Origin of the sequence: Thermodesulfobacterium thermophilum DSM 1276 (genome assembly GCF_000421605.1) — a bacterium.
Classification (GTDB): Bacteria; Desulfobacterota; Thermodesulfobacteria; order Thermodesulfobacteriales; family Thermodesulfobacteriaceae; genus Thermodesulfobacterium; species Thermodesulfobacterium thermophilum.
This window is the reverse complement of the sequence record NZ_ATXI01000010.1, coordinates 41,314-66,005: the sequence shown is the minus strand read 5'-3', so window position 1 is coordinate 66,005 and position 24,692 is coordinate 41,314. Positions and strand designations below refer to the sequence as shown.

24 protein-coding genes, 1 tRNA gene and 1 pseudogene are annotated in these 24,692 nt (G+C 38.5%); 13 read left to right on the top strand and 13 right to left on the bottom strand.

Going from position 1 to position 24,692, the window contains the following annotated elements; genetic code table 11:
- The 7 genes from H529_RS0106125 to H529_RS0106095 form a co-directional block, all read right to left on the bottom strand.
- Positions 1 to 195, bottom strand: a complete 195-nt coding sequence (locus tag H529_RS0106125; RefSeq protein WP_028843092.1) for a Trm112 family protein — start codon at positions 193 to 195, stop codon at positions 1 to 3.
- A 13-nt stretch (positions 196 to 208) separates the two neighbouring features.
- Positions 209 to 1,951, bottom strand: coding sequence for a sensor domain-containing diguanylate cyclase (locus H529_RS11265; RefSeq protein WP_081642269.1), 1,743 nt, complete (start codon positions 1,949 to 1,951; stop codon positions 209 to 211).
- Between the two features lie 230 nt (positions 1,952 to 2,181).
- A complete protein-coding gene (locus tag H529_RS0106115; protein ID WP_022855645.1) occupies positions 2,182 to 2,532 on the bottom strand; it encodes a hypothetical protein in 351 nt (116 codons plus the stop codon).
- 2 nt (positions 2,533 to 2,534) lie between these two features.
- On the bottom strand, positions 2,535 to 2,747 hold the full coding sequence (locus H529_RS10380; RefSeq protein ID WP_022855644.1) for a hypothetical protein: 213 nt from the start codon (positions 2,745 to 2,747) through the stop codon (positions 2,535 to 2,537).
- A complete protein-coding gene (gene efp, locus H529_RS0106105) occupies positions 2,748 to 3,311 on the bottom strand; it encodes an elongation factor P (RefSeq protein WP_022855643.1) in 564 nt (187 codons plus the stop codon).
- A 10-nt stretch (positions 3,312 to 3,321) separates the two neighbouring features.
- Entirely contained in the window at positions 3,322 to 4,365 is a 1,044-nt protein-coding gene (locus H529_RS0106100; protein WP_022855642.1) for a bis-aminopropyl spermidine synthase family protein, read from the bottom strand.
- A gap of 105 nt (positions 4,366 to 4,470) precedes the next feature.
- Positions 4,471 to 4,547: transfer RNA gene (locus H529_RS0106095), tRNA-Met, on the bottom strand.
- A 141-nt stretch (positions 4,548 to 4,688) separates the two neighbouring features.
- On the opposite strand from H529_RS0106095, the gene H529_RS0106090 reads away from it, so the two are divergent.
- On the top strand, positions 4,689 to 5,276 hold the full coding sequence (locus tag H529_RS0106090; RefSeq protein ID WP_022855641.1) for a DJ-1/PfpI family protein: 588 nt from the start codon (positions 4,689 to 4,691) through the stop codon (positions 5,274 to 5,276).
- A 43-nt stretch (positions 5,277 to 5,319) separates the two neighbouring features.
- Here H529_RS0106090 and H529_RS0106085 read toward each other — a convergent pair whose 3' ends face one another.
- From H529_RS0106085 to H529_RS0106065, 5 genes are all read right to left on the bottom strand, one after another.
- Positions 5,320 to 6,798 carry an ammonia-forming cytochrome c nitrite reductase subunit c552 gene (locus tag H529_RS0106085; protein ID WP_022855640.1) on the bottom strand — a complete coding sequence of 493 codons (1,479 nt, stop codon included), beginning with the start codon at positions 6,796 to 6,798 and terminating at the stop codon, positions 5,320 to 5,322.
- A gap of 18 nt (positions 6,799 to 6,816) precedes the next feature.
- Positions 6,817 to 7,266, bottom strand: a complete 450-nt coding sequence (nrfH, locus tag H529_RS0106080; RefSeq protein WP_022855639.1) for a cytochrome c nitrite reductase small subunit — start codon at positions 7,264 to 7,266, stop codon at positions 6,817 to 6,819.
- A gap of 100 nt (positions 7,267 to 7,366) precedes the next feature.
- The gene (gene xerA / locus H529_RS0106075) at positions 7,367 to 8,263 is read right to left on the bottom strand and encodes a site-specific tyrosine recombinase/integron integrase (protein ID WP_022855638.1); all 897 of its coding nucleotides are present in this window, start codon (positions 8,261 to 8,263) and stop codon (positions 7,367 to 7,369) included.
- A complete protein-coding gene (locus H529_RS0106070) occupies positions 8,260 to 9,705 on the bottom strand; it encodes an ATP-binding response regulator (protein WP_022855637.1) in 1,446 nt (481 codons plus the stop codon). The genes xerA and H529_RS0106070 overlap by 4 nt, the downstream gene beginning before the upstream one ends.
- A gap of 43 nt (positions 9,706 to 9,748) precedes the next feature.
- The gene (locus tag H529_RS0106065; protein WP_022855636.1) at positions 9,749 to 10,963 is read right to left on the bottom strand and encodes an MFS transporter; all 1,215 of its coding nucleotides are present in this window, start codon (positions 10,961 to 10,963) and stop codon (positions 9,749 to 9,751) included.
- Between the two features lie 252 nt (positions 10,964 to 11,215).
- Between H529_RS0106065 and H529_RS0106060 the strand changes: the two genes are divergently transcribed.
- From H529_RS0106060 to ppcA, 3 genes are read left to right on the top strand one after another with little or no spacing between them, the layout of a single operon-like run.
- Positions 11,216 to 11,452: a cold-shock protein gene (locus tag H529_RS0106060; RefSeq protein ID WP_022855635.1), complete on the top strand. Its 237-nt coding sequence runs from the start codon at positions 11,216 to 11,218 to the stop codon at positions 11,450 to 11,452.
- A 59-nt stretch (positions 11,453 to 11,511) separates the two neighbouring features.
- Positions 11,512 to 11,742: a DUF4911 domain-containing protein gene (locus H529_RS10375; protein ID WP_022855634.1), complete on the top strand. Its 231-nt coding sequence runs from the start codon at positions 11,512 to 11,514 to the stop codon at positions 11,740 to 11,742.
- A gap of 39 nt (positions 11,743 to 11,781) precedes the next feature.
- Positions 11,782 to 13,263 (top strand): phosphoenolpyruvate carboxylase, encoded by a 1,482-nt coding sequence (gene ppcA / locus H529_RS0106050; protein ID WP_022855633.1) that lies wholly within the window; start codon positions 11,782 to 11,784, stop codon positions 13,261 to 13,263.
- Positions 13,264 to 13,280: 17 nt separating this feature from the next.
- Here ppcA and aroC read toward each other — a convergent pair whose 3' ends face one another.
- Positions 13,281 to 14,375 (bottom strand): chorismate synthase, encoded by a 1,095-nt coding sequence (gene aroC, locus H529_RS0106045; protein ID WP_022855632.1) that lies wholly within the window; start codon positions 14,373 to 14,375, stop codon positions 13,281 to 13,283.
- 70 nt (positions 14,376 to 14,445) lie between these two features.
- Between aroC and ispD the strand changes: the two genes are divergently transcribed.
- The 9 genes and pseudogenes from ispD to H529_RS11000 all read left to right on the top strand — a co-directional run bounded on the left by ispD (position 14,446) and on the right by H529_RS11000 (position 24,562).
- Positions 14,446 to 15,138, top strand: coding sequence for a 2-C-methyl-D-erythritol 4-phosphate cytidylyltransferase (ispD, locus tag H529_RS10370; RefSeq protein ID WP_162138239.1), 693 nt, complete (start codon positions 14,446 to 14,448; stop codon positions 15,136 to 15,138).
- A 29-nt stretch (positions 15,139 to 15,167) separates the two neighbouring features.
- The gene (locus tag H529_RS0106035) at positions 15,168 to 15,845 is read left to right on the top strand and encodes a hypothetical protein (protein WP_022855630.1); all 678 of its coding nucleotides are present in this window, start codon (positions 15,168 to 15,170) and stop codon (positions 15,843 to 15,845) included.
- A 33-nt stretch (positions 15,846 to 15,878) separates the two neighbouring features.
- Complete coding sequence (locus H529_RS0106030) at positions 15,879 to 17,819, top strand: aconitate hydratase (protein ID WP_022855629.1); 1,941 nt, start codon at positions 15,879 to 15,881, stop codon at positions 17,817 to 17,819.
- Positions 17,774 to 18,778 (top strand): lytic murein transglycosylase, encoded by a 1,005-nt coding sequence (locus H529_RS10365; protein ID WP_022855628.1) that lies wholly within the window; start codon positions 17,774 to 17,776, stop codon positions 18,776 to 18,778. The genes H529_RS0106030 and H529_RS10365 overlap by 46 nt, the downstream gene beginning before the upstream one ends.
- A complete protein-coding gene (locus H529_RS0106020; protein ID WP_022855627.1) occupies positions 18,759 to 19,931 on the top strand; it encodes a M24 family metallopeptidase in 1,173 nt (390 codons plus the stop codon). Before H529_RS10365 ends, H529_RS0106020 begins: the two co-directional genes overlap by 20 nt.
- 5 nt (positions 19,932 to 19,936) lie before the next feature.
- On the top strand, positions 19,937 to 21,607 hold the full coding sequence (locus H529_RS0106015) for a CTP synthase (RefSeq protein ID WP_022855626.1): 1,671 nt from the start codon (positions 19,937 to 19,939) through the stop codon (positions 21,605 to 21,607).
- A gap of 3 nt (positions 21,608 to 21,610) precedes the next feature.
- Positions 21,611 to 22,456: a PHP domain-containing protein gene (locus H529_RS0106010; protein ID WP_022855625.1), complete on the top strand. Its 846-nt coding sequence runs from the start codon at positions 21,611 to 21,613 to the stop codon at positions 22,454 to 22,456.
- A 50-nt stretch (positions 22,457 to 22,506) separates the two neighbouring features.
- Entirely contained in the window at positions 22,507 to 23,421 is a 915-nt protein-coding gene (gene nadA, locus H529_RS0106005) for a quinolinate synthase NadA (protein ID WP_022855624.1), read from the top strand.
- Between the two features lie 28 nt (positions 23,422 to 23,449).
- A pseudogene (locus H529_RS11000) lies at positions 23,450 to 24,562 on the top strand (NAD(P)H-dependent flavin oxidoreductase).
- The last annotated feature ends 130 nt before the right edge of the window (positions 24,563 to 24,692 follow it).

Genomic DNA, 24,692 nt, shown 5'->3' with positions numbered 1-24,692 from the left:
TTAAGAACTTAAATCTTCAAGTTTTAAAGCCTCTTCTACCAACATCACCGGGATATCTTCTACTATCGGATAAAGTAGTTTACAGGTCTTGCAAACAAATCCTTCTTTATCCTGAAAAACCAAAAACTCAAGCTCACCTTTACATTTAGGACAAGCAAGTACCTCTAAATAAGCTCTAATCCTCTCTTGTTCCATAACCTACATAATATCATGTTTCAAATTTTACGCAATTTTTCCCCGACCTTTTTGCTAAATAAAGGGCTGAGTCTGCTCGTTTTATTAAGTCTGCGATCTCTTCTTTTTCTTTTAAACGGTATTCACTTACCCCTAAGCTTATGGTGATTTTAAGTCGATGGATACCTATTTCTAAATCTTCTACTGCTTTTCTTAATTTTTCTGCTACCAAAATTGCATTTTTAAGGTCTGTTTCTGGTAAAACTACGATAAACTCTTCCCCTCCCCAGCGCCCAACTATATCCTGGTCTCTAAGCTGTCCTATTAAAGTTTCAGCAAGAACCTTCAAAACCTCATCCCCTACGTCATGCCCATAAACATCGTTTATCCTTTTAAAGTTGTCTATATCTATCATAATTACCGAAAAGGTTTGTTTGCTCTCACTGGCTTTTTCTTTAAGATTTTCTAAAACCGTAGCTATAAACCTTCTGTTAAAAAGCCTGGTAAGTGGGTCGGTGATAGAGTTTAAGTAAAGTGCATCTTCTAATTTTTTTCTTAAAGTTATATCCCAAAAACATACGACTGTTTCAACGACCTTTCCTAACTCATCTCTAACATGAGAAACCTTAACATTAGCTATCAAATAAGACCCATCTTTCTTTTTAAGAACCATATCCCCTGTAAATTCCTCTCCTTTTGAAATAGCCTCACATATCGCACACCTGTCCTCTACCGGATCCACAAAACCCTCATGGTCCCTCTTTCCGATCAACTCTTCTTCTGAATACCCTAAAAGTTTTAAAAGCTTTGGGTTTACAAAGTTAATCTTAAAATCTTTTACCGTATAAACAGCACTTTCCATGAACTGAATAACCGTATTAAATTTTTTTCGTTCCAAGAAGCTTTCCCTTGCTTTACGGTTGGTGTAAAAAGAAATAAAAAGTATCAACAGCAATAAGAGGGTGTAAATATAAACATTCCTATAAAACTCTTTATATAACCCCTCTACCGTCTCTGCCCTCTGAGTAACTACTAAAAAACCTACCGTTATTTCTTTAAAATCCTTAATAGGCATAGATACTATCTCATAAACTTTATTTTGCCTATTAAACTCTAAAATTTTAGGTTTATCTGAAAAGATAGACTTTCTAAAGTTAAGGTCCTGTTGTAAAACGTTTAAGGCCTTGCTACATAAATCATCGTTATTAAAAATCCTCTGGTATTCTACCAAGTCTTCTCCGAAAAAACGAGAAGCAAACATAGACCTATACTTTTCTTCAAGTTTGTCTACCGTCTCTTTTTTCTTAAAAATCAGCCTGAAACAAGCTCCTGGGTTTAGCTGATAAACCAACTTTTCGAAATGTTTTAAAGAAATGATAAAATCAACACCTCCCAGGTAATCCCCTCTTTCATCAAGTAAAGGAAAAGTATTTCTAAAACCACTCAGCATTTTTCCTGTAGAAAACCCAAACACAGGTTTTTTATATTTAATTACATAGGCCACATCTTCTCTATATTGAGTAAGATCCTCTCCATAAACAGAAGGATTATAAAATTTTAAAAGACTCCTTCCTTTTTGATTATGAAAATGAAGATCTATTTGTAAACTGACCAGGTTTTGGATAAAAGGGAAAAGAAATTGATAGAGCTTTTTTCTTAAAATTTCTTCATCATCTTTATAGGTTTTAAAGATGTTCTTTATGGTTTGAGAGGCTCCTATCCCTTGGGCATAAAGGGAGGGTAACTCTTTCATCGAATAAAGGGTCGAATTATACATCGCAACCTTATGGTCTAAGTGGTTTGAAAAAATAGTTTACTTTTGCTTCTGAAAGTTATAACAGATAAACCAGATACCTAAAGCCCAGCCAAATAAAACTAAAATCAGAATTAGAATGTAAGATTTATAAGACCGTAAAAAATCTTTCATAGTTCCCCACACAATAACATTGAATTACAAAAATTCAAGAAAAAAATTTTTCTTACCACAAGAATAACAGCAACTATGGATTAAAGGATAGGTTTGAGGGCTTTTTGAAGGATTGCTAAAAAATCCTTTAAAGACTGATAGACCTTTTCCAGATCTTGCTCTTCAGAAAAAGTAATCCTTTTAATATTTAGAAGAGCTTCCTGGTCTTCTGGGTCGATGGCTTCTATAGCTTTTTGCCAGATTTCTTGGAAAGATGGAGGATTATCTGGAGGGGTTATCTGAGAAAGAGACCAGAGGGCTTTAAGCCCTGTTTGAAAAATCTCTTGAGCCTTTTTTCTAAACTCCTCTGGCTTTTGTTTATAAAGATGAAGGTCTTTAAATAGATCTTGGGCATATTTATGATAACTTCTTGCTCTTATAAAATAAACCATTTCTAATCAGAAGACCCTTTCAACAACTCTTCGCCCCATTTTCTGTAAAAATGTTTAGATATCACCTCGTCTGCTATCTCACAAATCTGAAAAAGGGTCTCTATCATATCTAACATCTCTTCTTGGCCATCCTTAGGTCTCATCTCAAAATCTTCTATAAAGGCTCCACTTTCTAAGTATTCTTTAAATTCTTGAAGTTTTTTAAGAGTAAGCATTTATACAGCCCTCTCGATATATTCTCCTGTCCTGGTGTCTACCTTAATCCTGTCCCCTTTGTTGATAAAAAGAGGTACTTGAATGACAGCCCCGGTTTCAAGGGTAGCAGGCTTGGTGGCAGAACCAACGGTATCCCCTCTAACCCCTGGCTCAGTCTCTACCACCTCTAATTCTACGATGTTAGGGAGGTCTATACCTATCACCTTCCCCCGATAATAGATGATATAAACATTTAAGTTTTCTTTGAGAAATTTTGCTGCCTGACCTATATCTTCTTCTCTAAGATAAACCTGGTCATAATCCTCTAAATCCATGAAAACATATTGTCCTTTTTCTTTGTATAAAAACTGCATTTCCTTTTCTTGTAAGTCAGGTTTTTCAAACTTTTCTCCTGCACGAAAGTTTACCTCAAAAACCCTCCCGGTAGTCAAGTCCTTTAACCTGGTTCTAACCGTAGGCTGGTTTTTGGACACCTTAACGTGCTGAAACTCTAAAATCTCATAGGGTTTACCTTCCCATTCTATTTTTAAACCTCTCTTAAAATCTGACGTGCTATAAGCCATAACTTTACCCCTATTTTATATTTTTTTCTAAATAAGAAGGTAAGGGAGTTGCCCAGGATTCATCATCAAAATAAAGCTCTTCAAGATCAGCAGGAACCTCTATGTCTAAAACCCTGGGATCTTCTACAGCTTCAAACCTAACAAAACAAGACTTATACCAATCTACCTCCGGGATTGACAACTCAAACTCTTTCATAATCCTGTAAGTCCGGTAAAAATCCTCCCATTGATTTTCTTCCTCAGGATAGGTGGTAAAATCCCTTAGAATATCAGTTAAAACAAAACCTGAGTCCAAGATAAACTTTTGGAAGTCATACCATTTTTTTAACGAAGCTTCTCGATGGGTAAACCCTATATAACCCACCGATCCCTCACCTTTTAAAGACTGGATACATCTGTTTACAAAAAGTTTTAACCCCTTCTGCGTCTCTACAGGGTCTGTGACAAATATATCAAACTTTTTACAAAGCTCGGCAGGAAGTTTTTCTATCACGTTGTAATTATAGACCTCTATGTTTTGATAACCAATCAGGTTTGCTTTTTCTTTGATAAATCTGTTAATCCTTTCGTCTATTTCTACCACCACTATCCTTTTTGGTAGTTTAGTAAGAGCCATACTGAGAGAGATTAAATCGTCATCTCCTAAGATAAAAACCTCTGTCCCTTCAAGATCACCTCTTTCATAGATAAAAGCAGTCCTTTTGACCGTATCTTCTGGTTTTATAAACCCCTGGTCAAAATCACTGGTTGGTAAAGGACGGTCCTTAGTAATCTCTATAAAATCTTTTAAAACCTGCCTCCAAAAAGGACTTTGTTCAAAGGGAGAGCAGAAAAGACATCCTGGACTTTCATATGGAAAAATTGGTAAACTCTCGTCAGCAAGATAAAAATAAGGTTTTTCGTATTTTATTTTACCTTCCTGGAGAAGCTGTTTGATAGCTTCCAAAAAATCTACCAGATGAGCATCTTGATAGTTTATCAGCTGCCAAAAAGAGGCCCTATCTTTAGCCAGTGCCCTTAACACTTGTTTTTTAATACGCTCTAAACTTTTCACTTTCTAATCCTCTTCGAAAATTTTTATGTATATTTTATGTATAAAAGAAGACCTAAGTAAGGCTTTTAACCCCTGGTAAGAATGTTTACAGATAGAGAAACAAATTGGTTGCGGGGGTGGGATTTGAACCCACGACCTTCGGGTTATGAGCCCGACGAGCTACCAGACTGCTCCACCCCGCGATCTTTCAACCTGTGCTTTATAATATAATAAAAGTTTTAAATATGTCAAGGCTTAAAGAGGTTTTTTATGATTAAAAACCTTGAAAGAATCTTTTCTAATTTTATCTTTTTTTAAAAAATACCTGACAAGGGGGTAAGGTTATGGGGGCCAAAAGGATACTGATGTTGGTGGGAGACTATGTGGAAGATTATGAAGCTATGGTTCCATTTCAGATGCTTCAGATGGTGGGGCATCAGGTCGATGCAGTGTGTCCTGGGAAAAAACCTGGAGATGTGGTAAAAACAGCAGTCCACGATTTTGAGGGAGACCAAACCTATTTAGAAAGAAGGGGTCACAACTTTAGGATCACCGCAGATTTTGATAGTATAAACCCAGAAGATTATGATGGCCTTGTAATACCTGGAGGAAGAGCTCCTGAATATTTAAGGTTGAACGACAAAATCATCCAGATAGTCAAACACTTTGCCGAAAAAAACAAACCCATCGCAGCCATATGTCATGGGCCTCAACTACTTACCGCAGCAGACGTGATAAGAGGTAAAAAACTTACGGCTTATCCAGCAGTAAAAGCTGAAATAGTGCTTGCTGGTGGGATATGGTGTGACGTAAACGAAACCTTTACTAACGTATGCGTAGACGGAAATATTGTTACTGCCCCCGCCTGGACGGCTCATCCTTGGTGGATGGCTAAATTTCTTGAACTCTTAGGAACAAAAATTGAACCTTAATAAAATAATTATAAAAGGGGGGATTTCTCCCCCCTTGTTTATCTTAAAGCATCCCTTCAAAAAGTTGTTGTATTCCAAAGGGGTCTTTGAACTCCTGCTCTGGCCTAAAGTTAAGTTTCTTTTCACCTCTGTTGTTAATATATTTAGAAATCTCAAGGTCTATTTTTGCAGGAACCTCTACTCCTGCTTTAGCAAGAACTGTTCTCAAAATAGCTTCTGACTTAGAGGCAAATCCTAAAGCATCGGTTAAAATCCTCATAGCCTCTGTGGGGTTGTGAAACCCTACTGAATTTTCTGCTCCTACAAAGATTACCCTATAGATAGCTTCTAAATAAAGGTCCTTAGCTTTGTTGTATAAAGTCTGGTCTATGGTCTTCCCTTGAGTTTGAGCCAGATGCACCTTCTCAAAAAGTTTGGCTGCTACTGCTGTCTGATATCCTGCCCTTATGTAGGCAGAAATCGTCCTATCCTGAATGGCAATCACTTGCTGTTTTAACCAATCAGCACTTTGAGGATGGCATTGTTTACAAGACCTCATGTTATCTTTTAGAGGACTCATTACTCTGTGTTCACTTACCTTATAACTTCCCATCCTTTTGTAAGGCATATGACAATCAGCACAAGAAACCCCTGCATTCCAGTGCACCGAGTTTCTTGAATAAAGCTCAAACTCAGGATGTCTGATAAAAGCTAACTTAAACCCTGTAACCGCCTGTTTCCACTCTCCATAAGCTGGGTTGCTCTTTAGAACCTTGATGATGTTTTCTATACTGATATCTCCCCATTTACTGCCTTGCCAGGGGAAAAAGATACCTGTAGGCTTCATATCCTGGTCCCTTGGGATTACGTAGGTAACATGGCATTGAGCACACACCAAACTTCTCATCTGTTGATGGGTTAACCATTTTTCATCTATTCCTAAATCCTTTAAAGCCTTCCCTAAAGTAAATGCCCATCTTATATGGAGATTCATCGTTTTAGGGTCATGACAATCTAAACAAGAGCCACCAAGTTTTCTGTGTTTTTCTGGTATCCAACTCACGACTTCTTTAATAGGCGTATGGTAATATTTAGCCCCATACTGTTTTTCAAGGTCAGCAGCATAGGGAGTCTTACAGGTCAGACAAACTCCTCCAGGTTTAGGCCTTGAAGGGTCTATCTCTTGAATGTCTATCATCCTGTAATAATGTGATCTTGGTTCGTTATACTCTATACCAAAACCCCAGCCATTATAAAGCACAGCCAAAAAAGGAAACTCTGAAAGTTTATCATACACTATTTTATCAGTATCCCAACCTCTCTTATACTTGCTTAAGCCTGCAGGAGTAGGTTCAGACTCTTTTTTCCACATTTCATAGTGAAGAGGGAAAGCTTTTCCCCATACCTCTGGGTCTACCTCATTTTCAGCTATCTTAAAAGCTTCCTGACGGAAATCTTTTGCTTTTTCAGGAGGTTTACAACCTGCTACCAAAGAAACCAACCCCATAAGGGTTAACCCTAACCACAAAGACTTTCGTTTCATCTTATCCCCCCTTATATTTTATTTTTCTAAAACTTCTAAACTGCTACTCAATTTATGTCTTACCTTTACATGACATTCCCAGCAGTTTCTGTCTTTCACGTTTATCATAGAAACCATATCTTGATGACACCTTATACAATTTTCCTGAACCAAAACTTTACCATGAGAAGATAGGGTAATTTCCTCTGGTATAAGATTTAGGTGAAACTTTACCAAATCCTTAGTTCCGTCAACACCTTTCCAAAAATAATGTCTGAGTTTATTGTCATGAGGAAGATGGCAGTCTATGCAATTAAGTTGATTATGCAACCCGGATTTTCTTAAAGATAGACTTTGGTCTTCCATCACATGACAACTTGCGCAATAGGAATTTTTACTGGTATAGGCAACAAGCTTAGGCATACCTAACAAACCCACAAACAAAACCACCCCTAAGAAAACTACCCCTATAGCTACCTTATTTTTCATAAGGCCCCCTTAGAAGATTTAAGCATCTTCCTATAAAATTCTAAATATAAAAAATCTTTTAAAATTCTTTGACTTAGATCAAGAAAATGGATTTTACAGGTTATTCCTTTTTAGCCCGGGGATGGGACTTAAGATAGACTTTGAGTAGATGTTCATAACTAACCTTGGTGTATCTTTCTGTGGTAAGAAGGGAAGCATGTCCCAAAAGTTCCTGAATAGCCCTAAGATCAGCCCCTGAGTTTAAAAGATGGGTAGCAAAAGAATGTCTTAAAGTATGAGGATGAAGGTATTCTATTCCATAACTTTTTCCTAAGGTCTTAAGTATGTATCTAACCCCTCGGTCGGTTAACTTGTCTCCCTTTGAGTTGATAAACACAAACTCATGATTTTTTCCTAAGTTTAAAAGTACTTTTTCTCTTTCTCTCAGATATCTTTCTAACAGCTGTTGTGCCTTCTTGCCAAAGGGGATCATCCTTTCTTTATTCCCCTTCCCTATGACCCTTAAAAACCTAAGTTGCAGGTTTAGCTGGTTCAGTGTTAGATTGGTAAGCTCCCCTACCCTTAAACCACAGCCATAACCAAGTTCTAAAATCGTTCTGTTTCTAAGCCCAAGAAAGTTATCCTCTTTTACCTGTTCTATCATCTGGTTCAGTTCTTCTTCGGTAGGAACACGAGGGAATTTTTTTAAGACCCGAGGGGTTGAGAGATAATGGATTAAGTTTTTAGGTATGACCTTTTTTTTGGAAAGAAACCTAAAAAAGCTTCTCAAAGCACTTACCTTCCTTGCGATGGTAGTAGGTTCTTTTTTAGTTTTTTTAAGGTGCGCAAGATAAAGCCTTAGATGAAAAGGCTGTAAATGTTTAAAATCTTTTATGTTTAAAGCCTGGTAATGATTTAAAAAATCTTCTAAATCCTTTTTATAGGCCTTTAAAGTCTGAGGTGAATAGTTTTTCTCTACTTCTAAATATTTTAAAAACTCCTCTAACCATCGGTTCATAGCATAACTTCTTCAATCTTAGCCAAGAGTTGTTCTACAGTAAAGGGTTTTAAAAGCAGTTTAAAACTGGGAAGTTCTGCCAGAGACAACAAATCTCCTGTCAAAAACAAAACCTTTAGGTCTGGAAATTTTTGTTTTAAATTCTGGTAGACTTCAAACCCTTTTATTCCTGGCATATGATAGTCGGTAATAAGAAGGTCTGGAGAAGAAATTTTATCAAGGTTTTTTTCTAATTCTTCATAGTTAGAAAAAGCCCAAACTTGATGACCTTCTCCTTCCAATATTTCTTGCATACTTGTTAAAATTTCTGGTTCGTCTTCCAGAAGGATGATTTTAAGTTTTTTGATCTCCGATTTTTTCAACGGGCTTAATAAGGTCACACCCAGCGCAGGGACCCAAATCTTAAAGGTTGTGCCTACGTTAACCTTGCTTTCTACCTCTAAATTTCCCCCCAAACTTGTGATATGATTTTTTACCAAAAATAGGCCTAAGCCACTGCTTTCCTTTCTGGTAGTAAAAAAGGGCATAAAAATTTTTTCTAAGTTTTCTTCAGGTATACCACATCCGTTATCTTTTATCTTGATTATCAAGTATTTCTTTTCAAGGGTTTTTAAAGATAGTGCTATTTCTATCTCTCCTTCGTCTTCGATGGCATCCTTAGCATTGCTTATAAAATTTAAAAAGATATACCTCCAAAAGGTTTCTTCTCCTGGGACAAAAACGTTTACTAAAGACCCTAAAGAGAGCTGTATCTGAATTTTAGGTCCGGCAATGATCTGAAAAATATCTAAATTGTTTTTTAAAAAAGAAACTATTTCTAACTGGGAAGAAAGGACATCTCTTATTCCTTTGGTATAATCTATAAGCAAACGGTTAAGGTCAATCCAAGATTTTAAGGTTTTTTCTGCCAAAAACTTATACCTTTTAACCTCTTCTGGTTTGTCTACGTTTTCCTCTATGTTTTTTAAGTACTTAAGGGTATTTTGCAGAATGTTGTTAAAATCATGGACTAAGCTTCTTAAAAACTCGGAAAACCGTTGATTTTTTTCCAACTCTTCTATCTTGGCTCTTAATTCTATCAACTCTTCGGTGTCTTTCCCTACCATCAAAATGAGGGTTTCCTGTGGGGTCAACTCTACCTTGTAAAATAAAGCCTCCAAAGTAACAACCTTCCCCTGTCTGGTTAAAAACTTAACCATCGTCTTTTGTTTATGCTTTTTTAAAAGTTCTTTTTTTAGTTCTGTCATAAAGTTAGGAGAAGAAACTAACAAGCTCCCTATTCCTTTTCCTGCGATTTCTTCCTTAGGATAACCTAAATTTTCTTCAGCCACTTTATTTAAATAGACCACCTTATCCTGTTCCAGAACCATCACATACAAGCCTAAATCTAAAGCACACTCAGCAAAATTTAAGTTTTTTATGATCTTCTCAAAATCTACCATTTTAAAACCCTCTCTAAAAAATTAAGTGTAATAAATTAATAAACTATTTTTTTAGTTTAGCAATATTTAAAAGAAAAAAATTTACCAAAACTAAACTTAATACATAAAAACTTACCAGCCAACCTAAACCTACTTTTTCTGCAAGAACCCCTGCTAAAAAACTACCTAAGGGATGCACTCCTAAAAAGGAAAAGGTAAAAAAACTAATCACCCTACCTCTTATTTCTGTAGGGGTATTTTCTTGAAGGTATGAGTTAGCTATCGGATAAAAATTAGTAAAAGAAAAACCTAAAAGTAGACAACAAAAAAGAGCCAACCACCAAATTTTAGACCACACCAACCCTAAAGCCCCTAAGGCAAAAATGCAGGTAGAAGACCAAAGTTTAGAAAGCTTGTTTTTTACCTTTCCTAAAATTATATAAACCGACCCAAGGATTGCACCTATACCTACCATAGAGGAAAGTTGCCCAAACTCTTTTCCACCCCCTCCAAAGAATTTATCAACGATTATTGGAAATAGAATAAGAATAGAGGCACCAAAAAAGGTAAAACTAAAAACCATGCCTATAACAGCAGGTAGTGCTTGTTGTTTTCTAAATAAATCAAAAACCTCTTTAGACGCCTCTATAAAATTTTTTCTGTTGTCAAGGTCTATCTGATAGAATTTTTGATATTTGATAAAAAATAAAAGAAAGAGCAAAAAAGGTAGATAAGAAAGGGCATTAAAATAAAAACATTGATAAAGCTGTCCGTAGGTAATGATAAGACCTGCTAAAAAAGGACCAACCATCCGAGCTGTATTAAAAGAAAGAGCCTGGAAGGATATAGCTTTGGTAAGGTAGTTTGACGGAACTATTTCGCTGATAAACACCTGTCTCAAAGGGGTATCCACCGAAGCAAGACTAACAGCCAACATGTTTATCAACACTACCAGCCAAAAACTTAACCTTCCCTCTTGAGTAATGAAACCCAACAAAACTGAAGGCAAAATCCCTAAAAACACCACCCAGGTTAAAAGTTTTTTTCGGTCAAATCGGTCTATGATTAATCCTGCCAAAAAACTAAAAACAAAGGTAGGTAAAGAGTTAAACAAACTAAAGATACCTAAATAAAAAGAAGACCGGGTTAGCTCATAAACCAGCCAAACAATAGCAGTGTTATAAGTCCAAGAACCGGTAAAAGAAATAAAGTGTCCTAAAATAAAATATCTGAAATTTTTAATCTTAATCGGATTTTCAGAAAAGTCTAAAAAAGCCAAAAAGTTCCTTATACCAATTTCCATTTATTTTAAAATTTTAGCTTTATTTTTTTAAATAGCAATCTGTTTAAACAAATCTAAAAAAATACCTCTCAGACTCATCAAACGACAACCTTTTTCTCAATCCCACACAAACCCTCAGTTTTAAACTATTTTTAAAAATTTTTAAAATTTTAAAATTTACCCCTTTACAAATATTTTTTTTGAGGTTAAGTATGGTTAATAGAAAAACTTAAAGGAGGTTTTAGTAACATGTTTAGAGGTAAGGTTAAGTGGTTTGATGAGAAGAAGGGGTATGGTTTCATTTCCAAGGATGATGGTGGAGATGTTTTCGTGCATTACTCTGCCATAGAAATGTCTGGATTTAAAACCCTTAAAGAAGGACAGGTAGTAGAGTTTGAGGTAGTCCAAGGTCCTAAAGGCGAGCAAGCTTCAAAGGTAAAGGTCGTCAACAGCGGCAATCCAGGAAGATCACCTGAAAGCGAATAAATCATAGTTCTGACTTTTAAAATCACAGAAGGGGGTCTCCCCCCCCTTCTTTTTACTAAATGTGTAGTGCGTGGTTTCTGGTTAAGGTTAATCCTTCTCAGATTGCCTTTTTCAAGTTCATCCTTGAAGGCTACGACCATCTCTCAAGTCTAACCATCTTAGATCCTAAATCTGGTTTGACTAAAATCTATTTTCACCCTAACAACCTTGTTTTTGTAAACGATTTACTGGAACATCTTAAAGAGAAAATTGAGCTTGAAATACTAAAAACATCTGTTAGTTTTAACTAAACGGAAACCTCAAAAAAACTTTTTATTATAGAGGTGGTTATGAGGATTCCAAGGGTGATGTCTACTCAACATCCAGACAACGTTTCCATGCCTTTTTTTGCAGAGCATCCTGACATGTCAGGTGAAGACGAGATCCAAGAGGCCTATTATGCCTTTTCTCATTTAGGTTGCGACGAACAGATGTGGGACAGTGAAGGCAAAGAGGTAGACGACTTTGTGGTCAAAAAGCTTTATAGTAAATATCCTAATTTTTTTAAAAAGCATCTTTTAGGCAAAGACTGTTTTATCACCCTTAGAATCCCTAACCCTACTGTGGAAAAGGATGAGGCAAAAATCCTAGTTGAGGCCTTAGAAAGTATACCTCGGTCTATGGATGCAGCCCGTATCTTTTTAAAGGACCATCCTCCTCCGATTTTTGAGGTAATCCTTCCGATGACCACCTCAGCCAAGGAACTTAACCGGGTTTATTATTACTACAAAAACTTTATCGCTGGTCTCCAACATCAACCTATTTACCCAGGAGACATCACGGTAGCTGAATGGGTAGGTGATTTTTTACCTGAAAGTATCAACGTTATTCCACTTTTTGAAAACATCGAATCCTTTTTCAACATAGATCAAATCTTAGAAGAGTATGTTCAAAACAAAAATTTACCTTATCTTCGGGTGTTTTTAGCTCGATCTGACCCAGCGTTAAACTATGGGCTTATAAGTGCTGTTTTAGGGGTTAAAGTTGCTTTAAAAAAATTAGAAAATTTTGCCTTAAAGCATGACATAGAGGTTTATCCTATTTTAGGGGTAGGAACTCCTGTTTTTAGAGGAAACTTTTCCCCTTACACCGTAGAAAAGGTTCTTTCTGAGTATTCTTCGGTAGAAACCTTTACCGTTCAGTCTGCCTTTAAATATGACTTTCCGGTAGAGGATGTGATTGCAGGGGTCAAAAAAGTAAAAACTTTTATCAGACATCCTATCTCAGACGTAGACTTTGAATTTTGTCAAGGAATAATCCAAAAAGTTTCCGAAGAGTATAAAGCTACCATCGCCCCGATTGCTCCTGCGATAAACGAATTAGCTAAATTTGTGCCGAGAAGAAGGATGAGAAAACTACACATCGGCCTTTTTGGTTACTCAAGAAGCCTCCATGGGATAGTGCTCCCAAGGGTCATAAGCTTTTGTGCTGCCTGTTATTCTATAGGTCTTCCCCCTGAAATCTTTGGGTTAAACGCTTTAACCAAAGAAGAGTTACATGAACTTAAAAACTACTACCATAACTTAGAGTTTGACTTTTCTAAATCTCTACAATATTTTAATCCCAAATGTTTAGACCTTATGCCGGAAGAGGTCAAAAACAAACTTATCAAAACCCTAAACCTTCTAAACACCTTAAATCTTAACTATGAGCCAAACGAGGAACATAAAGAAGTAACTTCTACCCTGCTTAAAAACCTTAAAAAAGGACTTTCTTCTCAAGCCACCAGCTTGATAGTAGAAGCAGGTTACCTGCGTAAATTTTTAGGCTAAACCAACCTAAAAAACCTTTAACCCCAAAAGTTAGGGAAACGTAATCTTTGCTGAAAGGCAAGATAGGCTAACTGTCTTAAAAGATGGTCTGCAAGAACCATCCTCACCATAGCCTCTACCACAGGAACGATCCTTGGTATGGCAGAAACATCGTGTCTTCCTTCTATGATAAGGTCTACCTCTTCTTTTTGGAGATTTATCGTCTTTTGAGATTTTCTTATACTGGGAATAGGTTTTACCGCAACCCTTAAAACTATATCTTGCCCTGAAGAAATCCCTCCTAAGATCCCTCCGGCATCGTTTTTTAAAAATCCCTTAGAAGAGATAGGGTCGTTATTTTCAGAGCCTTTCAGTTGAGCAGCCTTAAAACCAGTTCCCACCTCTACCCCTTTTACCGCCCCTATACTCATCAAACCCTTAGCTAAATCAGCCTCAAGTTTATCAAAAACTGGCTCTCCAAGTCCTGCAGGGACTCCCCTGGCTAAAACCTCTACCACACCGCCTAAAGAGTCTCCCTCTTTAACAGCTTCTTCAATCTTTTGGCACATCCTTAAATAGGCCTCCTCATCAGGGCAATAAAGATGATTTTGATAAATAAACTCAAGGTCTCTTTTTTCAGCAACTACCCCACCAAGAGCTATGGTATAGGCTACCACAGAAATTCCATATTCTTCAAGCACTCTTTTAGCTATAGCTCCGGCAGCTACTCTCACCACCGTTTCTCTTCCGCTACTTCTTCCTCCCCCCCTGTAGTCTCTAAAACCTCCGTATTTCATATGATAGGTAAAATCTGCATGGCCTGGTCTAAATACCTCTTTAAGATTTTGATAAGCAGAAGATTTAACGTCGGTGTTATATACTACAATTCCTATCGGAGTTCCTGTCGTATATCCTTCAAAAACTCCAGAAAGAATTTCCACCCGATCCTTTTCTTTACGGGGGGTTTGCCCGATAAACTCCTTAGACCGCCTTTTATCCACCTCTTTCTGGATATACTCCTCTGACAGAGTTAAACCAGGTGGACATCCCTCTACCACCGCCCCCAGGGCCTTACCATGGGATTCTCCAAAGGTGGTAACCCTAAATAAAACCCCAAAACTATTTCCTGACATGTCTTTTCCCCTTTATTTTCTGTTTTTGTTTATTATAATTCTAAACCTAAAAAAACAAATCAGAAGGCATATGGTAGTTGCTATACTCCCTGCTGCAGGAAAAGGAGAAAGGCTGGGAGAATCCCTCCCCAAACAGTTCTTAGACCTGAAGGGAATACCTCTTTTAGTAAGAACCCTTTTAGCTTTTGAAAAGACCCCTCAGGTAGACGGGATAATCATAGCTACCCACCCACTTTATTTAGAACATACCAAAAACCTGATCAAAAGCTTTAACCTCAGAAAGGTGTTAAAAATCGTAGAAGGTGGCACAACCAGACAGAGGTCGGTTTATCAGGCGGTTAAAACAGCCCCTCCAGAAACAAAAGTCCTCCTTGTGCATGATGCCGTAAGGCCTTTTGTTCCAGAATCTGTTATAAATAATGTGATAGAAGCTACTCTTTCTTACGGGGCCTCTATTCCGGCTATCCCTGTAAGGGATACCCTAAACTTAGTGGAAGATAAACTCGTAAAAGCTAACGTCCCCAGAGAAAATCTATTTCATATCCAAACCCCTCAGGGAATAAAGGCTAATCTTTTGAAAACCTGTCTTGATGAGGCCATAGCCAAGGGGTTAGAGTTCACAGACGAAAGCTCTCTTTTAACCTATTTTGGCCATCCTGTTTATGTAGTGGAAGGTTCGTGGTTAAATTTTAAAATCACCTTTAAAGAGGACCTCATCCTTGCAGAAAAGTTAATTGATTGTAAAATAGAAACATTATTTTAATCTTATTTTATTAAGGATTGTATGGCATCATGAAGTTTAACTGGATAGGTAGCTTGCCAGAAAAGCCAAAGGAGTTTTTGTCGGTAGTTAAGCAACAGCTGAAACTGCCTTTAGAAGAGGCCTTTAAGCTTTTCTATCTTACATTAAGGATAAAGGCCTCAAGTGATAGCCCGGTTTATAAATTTTTAGAACGTACCCCCACCGGAATAAAGTTTGACGAAATCGGGAAAAGGGAGTATTTACTTACCCTTTCTGTTTACGCCTTAAGGGAGATCATTTCTCAGCATATAGACTTAAAACTGGTTAAAAATCTTTATCTCTTTCTTTCTAAAGATCTTCCTTCGGAGTTTTTAATGGATGTTTCTCCCAAACATTCTATCGTTGTGTCTCAAGATATCCTTTTAGAGCTTTTAACCACAGAAGGAAAAACCGAGCTTCCTGCCTTTTTAAAGGCGAAACATATAATCCTTAACCTGAGGATAGATGGTAACAGCGAAGACTTGCTAAAAATTACCCCCTATCTTACCAACTTTTTCTTTGTTTTTGAGCCTAAACCTAAAGAGTTTTGTCTTTACACCTCTTTTTCTATCTCTGAATTTGTTCTTTTTTCGCTAAAAACTGAAAAATTCAAGTCAATACAACCGGAAGTAGAAAAGACCTTAGAAAAATTTAAGGCCCTTTTCCCAGAGTGTTTTGGAGAGTTGTAAAACAACCTCAGTAAATCTTCTAAGGAGGAAAAGATGGGGAAACCTTTGGCTTACAAAATTTTAGAAAACCATTTAGTGTCTGGACGTTTAGTGCCTGGAGAAGAAATCGCCATCAAGATAGACCAAACCCTTACTCAAGATGCAACCGGGACGATGGCTTATCTTGAGTTTGAAGCCATAGGTATAGACAGAATAAAAACTGAACTTTCGGTATCTTATGTAGACCATAACATTTTACAAAGTGATTTTAAAAACGCAGACGACCACAGATTTTTACAAAGTATAGCCAAACGTTATGGGATTTGGTTTTCTAAGCCAGGGAACGGGATCTGTCATCAGGTGCATTTGGAAAGGTTTGCCAGGCCTGGTAAAACCTTGTTAGGTTCTGACAGCCATACCCCTACTGCTGGCGGATGTGGAATGATTGCCATAGGTGCAGGTGGCCTTGACGTGGCCATGGCTATGGCAGGAAAGCCCTTTTATCTTAGAACTCCAAAAATAGTAGGAATCTACTTAGAAGGAAAGCTTCAGCCTTGGGTAACGGCACGAGATATCGCCCTTTATCTTCTTTCTAAACTTACGGTAAAAGGTGGTTTAGGGAAAATTTTAGAGTATTTTGGCCCTGGGATAAAGTATCTTAGCGTACCTGAAAGGGCTACCATCTGTAATTTAGGTACAGAAATGGGAGCAACCACCAGTATTTTCCCATCTGATGAAATTACCCGTAAATGGCTGATAGCTCAGGGAAGAGAACAGGACTTTGTAGAACTTTTGCCTGACGAAAACGCTCAGTATGACGAAATCATAGAGGTTGACCTTTCCAAGTTAGAACCTCTTTGCGCCTGTCCCTCTTCTCCTGACAACGTAAAAAGAGTTGCAGAAGAGGCAGGTAAACCTGTGGCCCAGGTTATCATAGGGTCCTGTGCCAATTCTTCGTTAAAAGACCTACTAGTTGTGGCAAAGGTACTTGAGAAGTATAAAGTTCATCCTGAGGTCTCCTTTGAGGTAAACCCTGGTTCTCTTCAAGTGCTTGAAAACCTGGTAGTACTTTCAGGATTAAAATCCCTGTTAGAGGGAGGCACAAGGCTTCACCAAAGTGGATGCTTAGGTTGTATCGGTATGGGGCAAGCCCCTCCTACCAACTCCATCTCTCTCAGAACTTTTACCAGAAACTTCCCAGGGCGTTCTGGCACAAGCCCTGATCTCGTATATTTAGTCTCTCCTGAAACCGCGGTAGCCTCTGCCATCAAAGGGGTAATAACCGACCCAAGAGAATTAGGAGAATATCCAGAGGTAGTTCTTCCAGAAAAATTTCTTATAAACGACACCCTTTTGATACCTCCTCTACCAGAAGATGAGGCCAAAAAGGTAGAAATCATAAGAGGCCCTAACATAGCTCCTCTTCCACCGTTTGATCCCATTCCTGAGACCTTAGAAGGGGTTTTTGTGTTAAAGGTAGGAGATAACATCACCACCGACCATATCATGCCTGCTGGAGCCCAGATTTTACCTTTAAGAAGTAACCTACCGGCAATCAGCCAGTTTGTTTACAAAAACGTAGACCCAGATTTTGCTAAAAAATCTTTAGAAATCAAAGAAAAAGGATTGGCTGTAGGGATTGTGGGAGGAGAAAACTATGGGCAAGGTTCTTCAAGAGAACATGCAGCCTTAGCCCCAAGGTATTTAGGGGTAAGGGTAAAGTTAGCCAAAACCTTTGCCAGGATCCACAGAAGCAACCTGATTAACTTTGGCATCCTCCCTCTTACCTTTGAAAACCCGGCAGACTATGAAAAAATCTCTCAGGGAGATAGTTTTATCATAGAAAACATCCGAAACTTGATAGAAAAAGGGGAAAAAAGGGTTAAAATTATAATCAAAGGGAAAGGCGAGGTTTGGGCAGTAGCTGAACTTACAGAAAGGGAAAGAGAATGCATATTAAAGGGCTCTTTACTCAACTTAGCCAAAGCAGGGTAGTCTGGAGCTTTTCCCTAATAATTTTAGGGTTATTATTAGGGCTGTTAGCTACCCTTTTTCACCCTGCCGTAAAACCTGTAAAAGTTCTGGCTAACGATCCTTTGCTTAAACCTTATGTAGAAGACCTTAAAAACCGCATAAAAATTGACCTAAAAGGTAAAGTTCCTGAAGAATATATAGAAGAGGTTTTTTCTTCTCCTGAGCTTACCTATCTTCCAAACCTGATGATAAAAAGACTTACCTGGAAAGAAGTCAAATTACCTTACCACCAGTTTTTAGAAGACCAGAGGGTTGAGCGGGCTAAAAACTTTTTAAAAGAGAACTTAGAGTTTCTCGAAAACTTGGAAAAAACCTTTGGGGTTGATAAAGAGGTAATAGTGGCGATTTTTTTGGTTGAAACCAATCTTGGACAAAACACCGGAAAATTTCCTGTATTTAACGTGTTTTTTAGCCTTACCCTTTCAGGGAACAAAGATTTGCTTAAAAACTTTGTGTATGACGAAACCATTTCTTTGGATGACGAAAGAAACTCAAACATCATCGCTAAAAGAAGTAACTGGGCTTATAACGAGCTTTTATACTTTCTTACCATCTGCTATCAAAACCAATGGGATCCTTTTTCTATCAAAGGGTCTATTTTTGGAGCCTTTGGTTATCCCCAGTTTGTACCCAAAAGTTATGTAATCTATGGTTATGATTGGGATCAGGACGGCAGGGTAGACCTCTTTAATATGGAAGACGCCTTAGCCAGCATAGCGAACTATCTAAAAAAAGAAGGCTATACCTTTAACGGCACGATCGAACAAAAAAAGACAGTTATCATGAAATACAACATAAGTGAACCCTATGCTAACACCGTTTTAGCCATCGCCGAAAGGTTAAAAAAAACAGAACAAGAAGCCTCTTCACAAACAGAACAAAAGGAACAAGAAAAAAAAGATGAACCTGCAAACCGATGAAGTAAAGTTCCGTCTCCAAAGGTTTCAACAACTTCTTAACCAGCACCAAATCGATTTAGCCTTGATTATAAACCCTCTCAACATCTTTTATTTTAGCGGAACCTTTGCCAAAGGATTTCTTTTGATAAGCCCTAAGGAAGTTAAGCTTTTAGTAAATCGTCCTTGGGAGAGGGCCAGAAAGGAAACGTTAATTCCCTGTGAACCCATAAAAAGCTTAAAAGAACTACCTTTAATCATCTCTTCTCTTCGTTCTAAGGGCTCGTTAGGCATAGAAAAAGAAAACATCCCTGCAAGAGAATTTTTAAGATATCAGGCACTGCTTGAGGGTTATTCTTTTATTGCCATAGACCAACTTATCTTAGAAACAAGGGCGGTTAAAACCCCCTATGAGATCGAATGTATCCGAAAAGCAGGCAAGATGCTTGATAAAGCTCTTAAAAGGGCTTTACCTCAGTTCAAACCAGGAATTAAAGAATTAGAAGCAAGTGCTATCTTGGAAAAAGAACTGAGACTTTTGGGTCATCCAGGCTTTACCAGGTCTTTAAACGGGTTTGAACTTACCTTTGGATACCTTATCTCGGGTAAAGAAAGTCTTAAAGCTACTCCCTCTTATACAGGAGAAGGAGGAGAGGGAGTACCTTGTTTTCCGGGAGGGGCAAGTTATAAGAAAATCTTAAAAGAAGATGAGCCTATTCTTATAGACTTCAGTGGTTATTACCAGGGCTACTACATAGACCAGACCAGGATGGTTAGTTTTAAAAAACTGCCTTATGCCCAAGAGGTTTATCAGGGAAGTCTTTATATTTTAAAGGAACTCAAGCACTTCATAAAGCCAGGTTTAAACGGAGATGAGATCTTTACTAAAGCTAAGGAGTTAGCTGAAAAAACCGGTCTTGGCAGTTATTTTATGTATTCTGACGGAGACTTAGGTTTTATAGGCCATGGGGTAGGTTTACAGATAGATGAACCTCCTGTCCTTGGGAAAAAACAAAAAATGACCATAAGAGAAAACATGGTGATAGCCTTAGAACCTAAATTTCACATTCCTGAGGTTGGGGTGATAGGGGTTGAAGAAACCTTTTTAGTAACCAAGGACGGGTTGAAAAGTTTAAACACCACCTCAACCAAATGGAAAATTCTTAAAGAGGTGTAGAAACCATGAGAAAGCCAAGAAACAGGATAAAAGTCCATACCAAGTTTATTTTTATCACAGGAGGAGTACTTTCCTCCTTAGGAAAAGGGCTTGCTGCGGCTGCTATAGGGGCTTTACTTGAGGCAAGAGGTTTAAGAGTTACCTTCCAAAAACTTGACCCTTATATCAACGTAGACCCTGGGACGATGAACCCCTTTCAACACGGAGAGGTTTATGTTACTGAAGACGGAGCTGAAACAGACCTTGACTTAGGCCACTACGAACGATTTACCCAGGCTCAGATGGGAAGTAAAAACAACTACACCTCAGGTAAAATCTACTATTCAGTCATCACCAAAGAAAGAAAAGGGGAATACTTGGGTGGCACCGTCCAGATCATACCCCATGTTACCGACGAAATCAAACAAGCTATTTTAAGTTTAGCAGAAGACAACGTAGACGTAGCTATCGTAGAGATAGGAGGAACGGTAGGAGACATCGAAAGCCTTCCTTTTCTTGAGGCTATAAGACAGTTAGGCTATGAGCTTGGTAAAGATAACGCCCTTTTTATCCATCTCACCTATGTACCTTACATCAAAACCGCAGGGGAGTTAAAAACCAAACCTACCCAGCACAGCGTCAAAGAACTAAGAGCCATCGGAATTCAACCTGACATCCTTCTATGCAGGACTGACAGGTTTTTACCTACAGATATCAAGAAAAAGATAGCCCTTTTCTGTAACGTAGAAGACGATGCCGTGATCACTGCCAAAGACGTAGAATGTATCTACGAAATACCCCTGGTATTTTATCAAGAAGGGTTAGATAAAAAGATCATAGAATATCTAAACATGTGGACCAGAGAGCCTGACCTTTCCCTTTGGGAAGAGATAGTAAAAATCTATAAAAACCCTGAGGACGAAGTAACCATAGCCATCGTGGGAAAATACGTAAACCTGAAAGATTCTTATAAGTCCCTTAACGAGGCTTTAGTGCATGGAGGCATCGCTAACAAGCTAAGAGTAAACCTAAAGTTTGTAAACTCAGATGAACTTACCGAGGGAAACATAGCCTCTATCCTAAAAGATGCCGACGGGATTCTTGTCCCAGGAGGATTTGGAGTAAGGGGGGTTGAAGGTAAACTTTTAGCCATCAAGTATGCCAGAGAAAAGGGAATTCCCTTTTTTGGGATCTGTTTAGGGATGCAGCTTTCGGTGATAGATTTTGCAAGAAATGTCCTTGGGTGGAAAGGAGCAAACTCTACGGAGTTTGACCCCCAAACCCCTTACCCGGTAATCTATCTTATGAAAGAATGGTATAACTATCGCACAGGCAAGATAGAAATAAGAGAAGAAGGTTGTGATTTTGGTGGGACGATGCGCCTTGGGGCTTATCCTTGCAGACTCTTAAAAGGTTCAAAAGCCTGGGAGGCTTATCAACAAGATGAGATTTTTGAGAGACACAGACATCGTTATGAGTTTAACAATCGGTATCGAGAGGAATTAGAAAAAGCCGGGCTTAAGATCACAGGGACTTCTCCTGACGAAGAGCTGGTAGAGATAGTAGAAATCTCAGACCATCCCTGGTTTGTAGGGGTGCAGTTTCATCCTGAGTTTAAATCTAAACCTATTGCCCCCCATCCTCTTTTTAAGGCCTTTATCAAAGCCTCTTATCAAAACAAGAAAAAAGGGGGTTAGATTTTGGTTGACCTTCACACCCATTCTACCGCCTCTGACGGAACCTTTTCCCCTAAGGAATTGATAATTTTAGCCAAGAAAGAGGGATTACAAGCCTTAGCCCTTACAGACCATGACACCACACAAGGGCTTCATGAGGCCTATCTTACTGCTAAAGAAGTAGACCTTCCTTTTCTCTGTGGTGTAGAGATAAGCGTTAAGTTTGAAGGCCCAGGACATTTTCATCTGTTAGGTTATTTTTTACAACCAGATGTCCCTGAAATACAGTCTACCTTAGAGGTCTTACAAAAAGCCAGAGAGACCCGTAACCAAAAAATGATAGAAAAACTTCAACAAGCAGGAATAGAGATTACCTTAGAAGAGTTAGAAGAAATCGCCCAAGGAGAGATAGGAAGACCTCATATTGCCAACCTTCTGGTTAAAAAGGGAGTGGTGAAAACCTTTGAAGAAGCCTTTCAAAAATATCTAAAAAAGGGGGCCTTAGCTTATGTACCCAAGGCTTTACTTTCTCCTGAAGAAGCAATCAACCAAATCAAACAGGCCAAAGGTATACCTGTTTTAGCCCACCCTTTTACCTTAAAACTCTCTTATACCGACCTTTATAAATACTTATCCTGGCTGAAAGATATAGGTTTGATGGGGGTTGAAGCCTACTATACCGAACATAACCAGGATTTTACCCGATTTTTGCTGGAAACAGCCCAAAAACTTGACCTTATCGTTACCGGAGGAAGTGATTTTCACGGAGCTAACAAACCTGACATAAAGCTTGGTAAAGGGCTTAACAACCTCTCTGTTCCTTTTTCCTGCTACCAAAACCTTAAAAACTTGCTTGAAAAAATAAATTAAAATCGTATATTTTTACTAAAATGATAAATTTAAGTCTTTAAGGAGGCTTGATGGAAAGGCAGAGGCTCATAGAGCGAATCCTTGAGTTAAAGGAAAAAAGAAAGGCTATCATTTTGGCTCACAACTATCAACCTCCTGAGATACAGGACATTGCAGACTTAAGAGGAGATTCCTTAGAGTTAAGTCTTAAAGCCAGTAAAACCGACGCTGAGGTTATCGTTTTTTGTGGTGTTTATTTTATGGCAGAAACCGCTAAAATCGTATCACCCAAAAAGAAGGTCCTCTTACCTGTAGGAAGTGCCTGTTGTGAGATGGCTGACATGATAACCCCAGAGGATGTGTTACGCCTAAAAGAGGCCTATCCAGATGCACCGGTTGTCACCTATGTTAACTCAACCGCAGAGGTGAAGGCTTTAAGTGATGTATGCTGTACCTCTGCTAATGCAATAAAAGTAGTAGGGACGTTTAAAGAAAAACAGATTATCATGCTTCCAGACATGAACCTTGCCCGTTATACCCAGAGGTTTTACCCTGACAAACAGATCGTTTACTTTGAAGGTTTTTGCCCTTTTCATCATCTTCTTACCCCTGAAGAGGTGTTAGAGGCCAAAAAAACTCATCCTCAGGCCCTTTTTATCGCCCATCCTGAGTGTAGACCTGAGGTTATAGACTTGGCAGACAGGGTAGCCTCAACCAGCGGAATGCTAAGATTAGCTAAAGAACTCCCAAATAAGGAGTTTATCATAGGAACTGAGGTAGGTCTACTCTACCCTTTATCTCAACAAAACCCTGACAAAAAATTTTATCATCCTGCCCCAGAAAAGATGATTTGCCCTTCGATGAAAAAAATCAGCTTAGAAAACCTTTTGGCCTCTTTAGAAAACCTTGAGTTTGAGGTAGTGGTAGAAGAAGAAATAAGGATAAAGGCTTACAATGCGGTAAAAAGGATGCTAGAAATAGTATAAAATGGTTTTGTAAGGAGAAAAAACGGTTATGACTTTACCTAAACTTACCATAGGAAAAATCACCTTAGATGTGCCTATCATCCAAGGAGGGATGGGGGTAGGGATCTCCTGGGAAAATTTAGCAGGAGCTGTGGCTAAAGAAGGAGCGATGGGGGTTGTTTCAGCCGTAGGTACAGGGTATCGCTTTCCTGAGCTGGTTAAAAAAGACAAATTTGGTAGACCCATAGGACCTGAAAACACCCACAGCCGAGAGGCACTAAAAAGGATTGTTCAAAGGGCTAAAGAGCTTTCTCAAGGTAGAGGTGCTATCGGGGTAAATGTGCTTTGTGCGATCACAGATTACCCAAGGGTGGTAAGAGACGCTGCTGAGGCAGGGGCTGATGCTATCATCTCAGGAGCAGGGCTACCTCTGAAACTCCCAGAATACGTAAAAGGTTTTGACATAGCCCTGATACCTATCGTCTCTTCTGCCAGAGCTTTAAAGCTTATCTGTCAAACCTGGGAAAAACGCTACCAAAGACTACCAGATGCCGTGGTGTTAGAAGGGCCTCTTTCAGGAGGACATCAAGGATTTCATAAAGAAGATTGCTTTAAAAAGGAATATCAATTAGAAAGTTTGTTACCAGAGGTGCTTGAAGAAGCCAAAAACTGGGGAGACCTTAAGGTTATCGTAGCCGGTGGGGTTTGGAGCTATCAAGATATCAAGAAGTATTGAGAACTGGGAGCTTCAGGGGTTCAGATTGCTACCCGGTTTATCTGTACCTATGAGTGTGACGCCCCTCAGATTTATAAAGAAATACTCCTTAAACTTAACCCAGAAGACATAATCCTGATCAACTCACCTGTAGGATATCCTTTAAGGGTAGTCAAAACCCCCTTTATAGAAAAATTCCTTGCAGGATACCGGGATTTTAAAGGTTGTGTCTCTAACTGTTTAACCCCTTGCAAAAAAGGAGAAAAGGCCTCTCAGGTAGGTTTTTGTATAGCTGAGAAACTGAGTGCTGCCTGGATGGGAAACTACGAAGAAGGTATCTTTATAAGCGGAGCAAACGGACATCTGCTTAAAAAACAAGGGATCATCAGTGTAAAAGACCTTATAGCCATCCTTACCGGACAAAAAGAAGACCCAACCTTGCAATAATTAACCTTGTGTAATTTTTGCATAAAAACCTCTGTGCAATTTTTGCAAAACCCCTTTTTTTCAAACCTCTACTCAGTAAAAACCCCTTTTAAAACCTAATTTTCAAACCTCAAAAATTTGGGCATCCTTT

Excerpts from the sequence above, each read along its gene's own strand:
- H529_RS0106115 (WP_022855645.1), bottom strand. The coding sequence starts at position 2,532 with ATGGTTTATTTTATAAGAGCAAGAAGTTATCATAAATATGCCCAAGAT.
- xerA (WP_022855638.1), bottom strand. The coding sequence starts at position 8,263 with ATGAACCGATGGTTAGAGGAGTTTTTAAAATATTTAGAAGTAGAGAAA.
- H529_RS10365 (WP_022855628.1), top strand. The coding sequence starts at position 17,774 with ATGCATATTAAAGGGCTCTTTACTCAACTTAGCCAAAGCAGGGTAGTC.
- H529_RS0106090 (WP_022855641.1), top strand. The coding sequence starts at position 4,689 with ATGGGGGCCAAAAGGATACTGATGTTGGTGGGAGACTATGTGGAAGAT.
- H529_RS0106125 (WP_028843092.1), bottom strand. The coding sequence starts at position 195 with ATGGAACAAGAGAGGATTAGAGCTTATTTAGAGGTACTTGCTTGTCCT.
- ppcA (WP_022855633.1), top strand. The coding sequence starts at position 11,782 with ATGAGGATTCCAAGGGTGATGTCTACTCAACATCCAGACAACGTTTCC.
- H529_RS10380 (WP_022855644.1), bottom strand. The coding sequence starts at position 2,747 with ATGCTTACTCTTAAAAAACTTCAAGAATTTAAAGAATACTTAGAAAGT.
- H529_RS10375 (WP_022855634.1), top strand. The coding sequence starts at position 11,512 with ATGTGTAGTGCGTGGTTTCTGGTTAAGGTTAATCCTTCTCAGATTGCC.
- H529_RS0106020 (WP_022855627.1), top strand. The coding sequence starts at position 18,759 with ATGAACCTGCAAACCGATGAAGTAAAGTTCCGTCTCCAAAGGTTTCAA.
- nrfH (WP_022855639.1), bottom strand. The coding sequence starts at position 7,266 with ATGAAAAATAAGGTAGCTATAGGGGTAGTTTTCTTAGGGGTGGTTTTG.
- H529_RS0106060 (WP_022855635.1), top strand. The coding sequence starts at position 11,216 with ATGTTTAGAGGTAAGGTTAAGTGGTTTGATGAGAAGAAGGGGTATGGT.
- H529_RS0106085 (WP_022855640.1), bottom strand. The coding sequence starts at position 6,798 with ATGAAACGAAAGTCTTTGTGGTTAGGGTTAACCCTTATGGGGTTGGTT.
- H529_RS0106015 (WP_022855626.1), top strand. The coding sequence starts at position 19,937 with ATGAGAAAGCCAAGAAACAGGATAAAAGTCCATACCAAGTTTATTTTT.
- ispD (WP_162138239.1), top strand. The coding sequence starts at position 14,446 with ATGGTAGTTGCTATACTCCCTGCTGCAGGAAAAGGAGAAAGGCTGGGA.
- efp (WP_022855643.1), bottom strand. The coding sequence starts at position 3,311 with ATGGCTTATAGCACGTCAGATTTTAAGAGAGGTTTAAAAATAGAATGG.
- nadA (WP_022855624.1), top strand. The coding sequence starts at position 22,507 with ATGGAAAGGCAGAGGCTCATAGAGCGAATCCTTGAGTTAAAGGAAAAA.
- H529_RS0106070 (WP_022855637.1), bottom strand. The coding sequence starts at position 9,705 with ATGGTAGATTTTGAGAAGATCATAAAAAACTTAAATTTTGCTGAGTGT.
- aroC (WP_022855632.1), bottom strand. The coding sequence starts at position 14,375 with ATGTCAGGAAATAGTTTTGGGGTTTTATTTAGGGTTACCACCTTTGGA.
- H529_RS11265 (WP_081642269.1), bottom strand. The coding sequence starts at position 1,951 with ATGTATAATTCGACCCTTTATTCGATGAAAGAGTTACCCTCCCTTTAT.
- H529_RS0106030 (WP_022855629.1), top strand. The coding sequence starts at position 15,879 with ATGGGGAAACCTTTGGCTTACAAAATTTTAGAAAACCATTTAGTGTCT.
- H529_RS0106035 (WP_022855630.1), top strand. The coding sequence starts at position 15,168 with ATGAAGTTTAACTGGATAGGTAGCTTGCCAGAAAAGCCAAAGGAGTTT.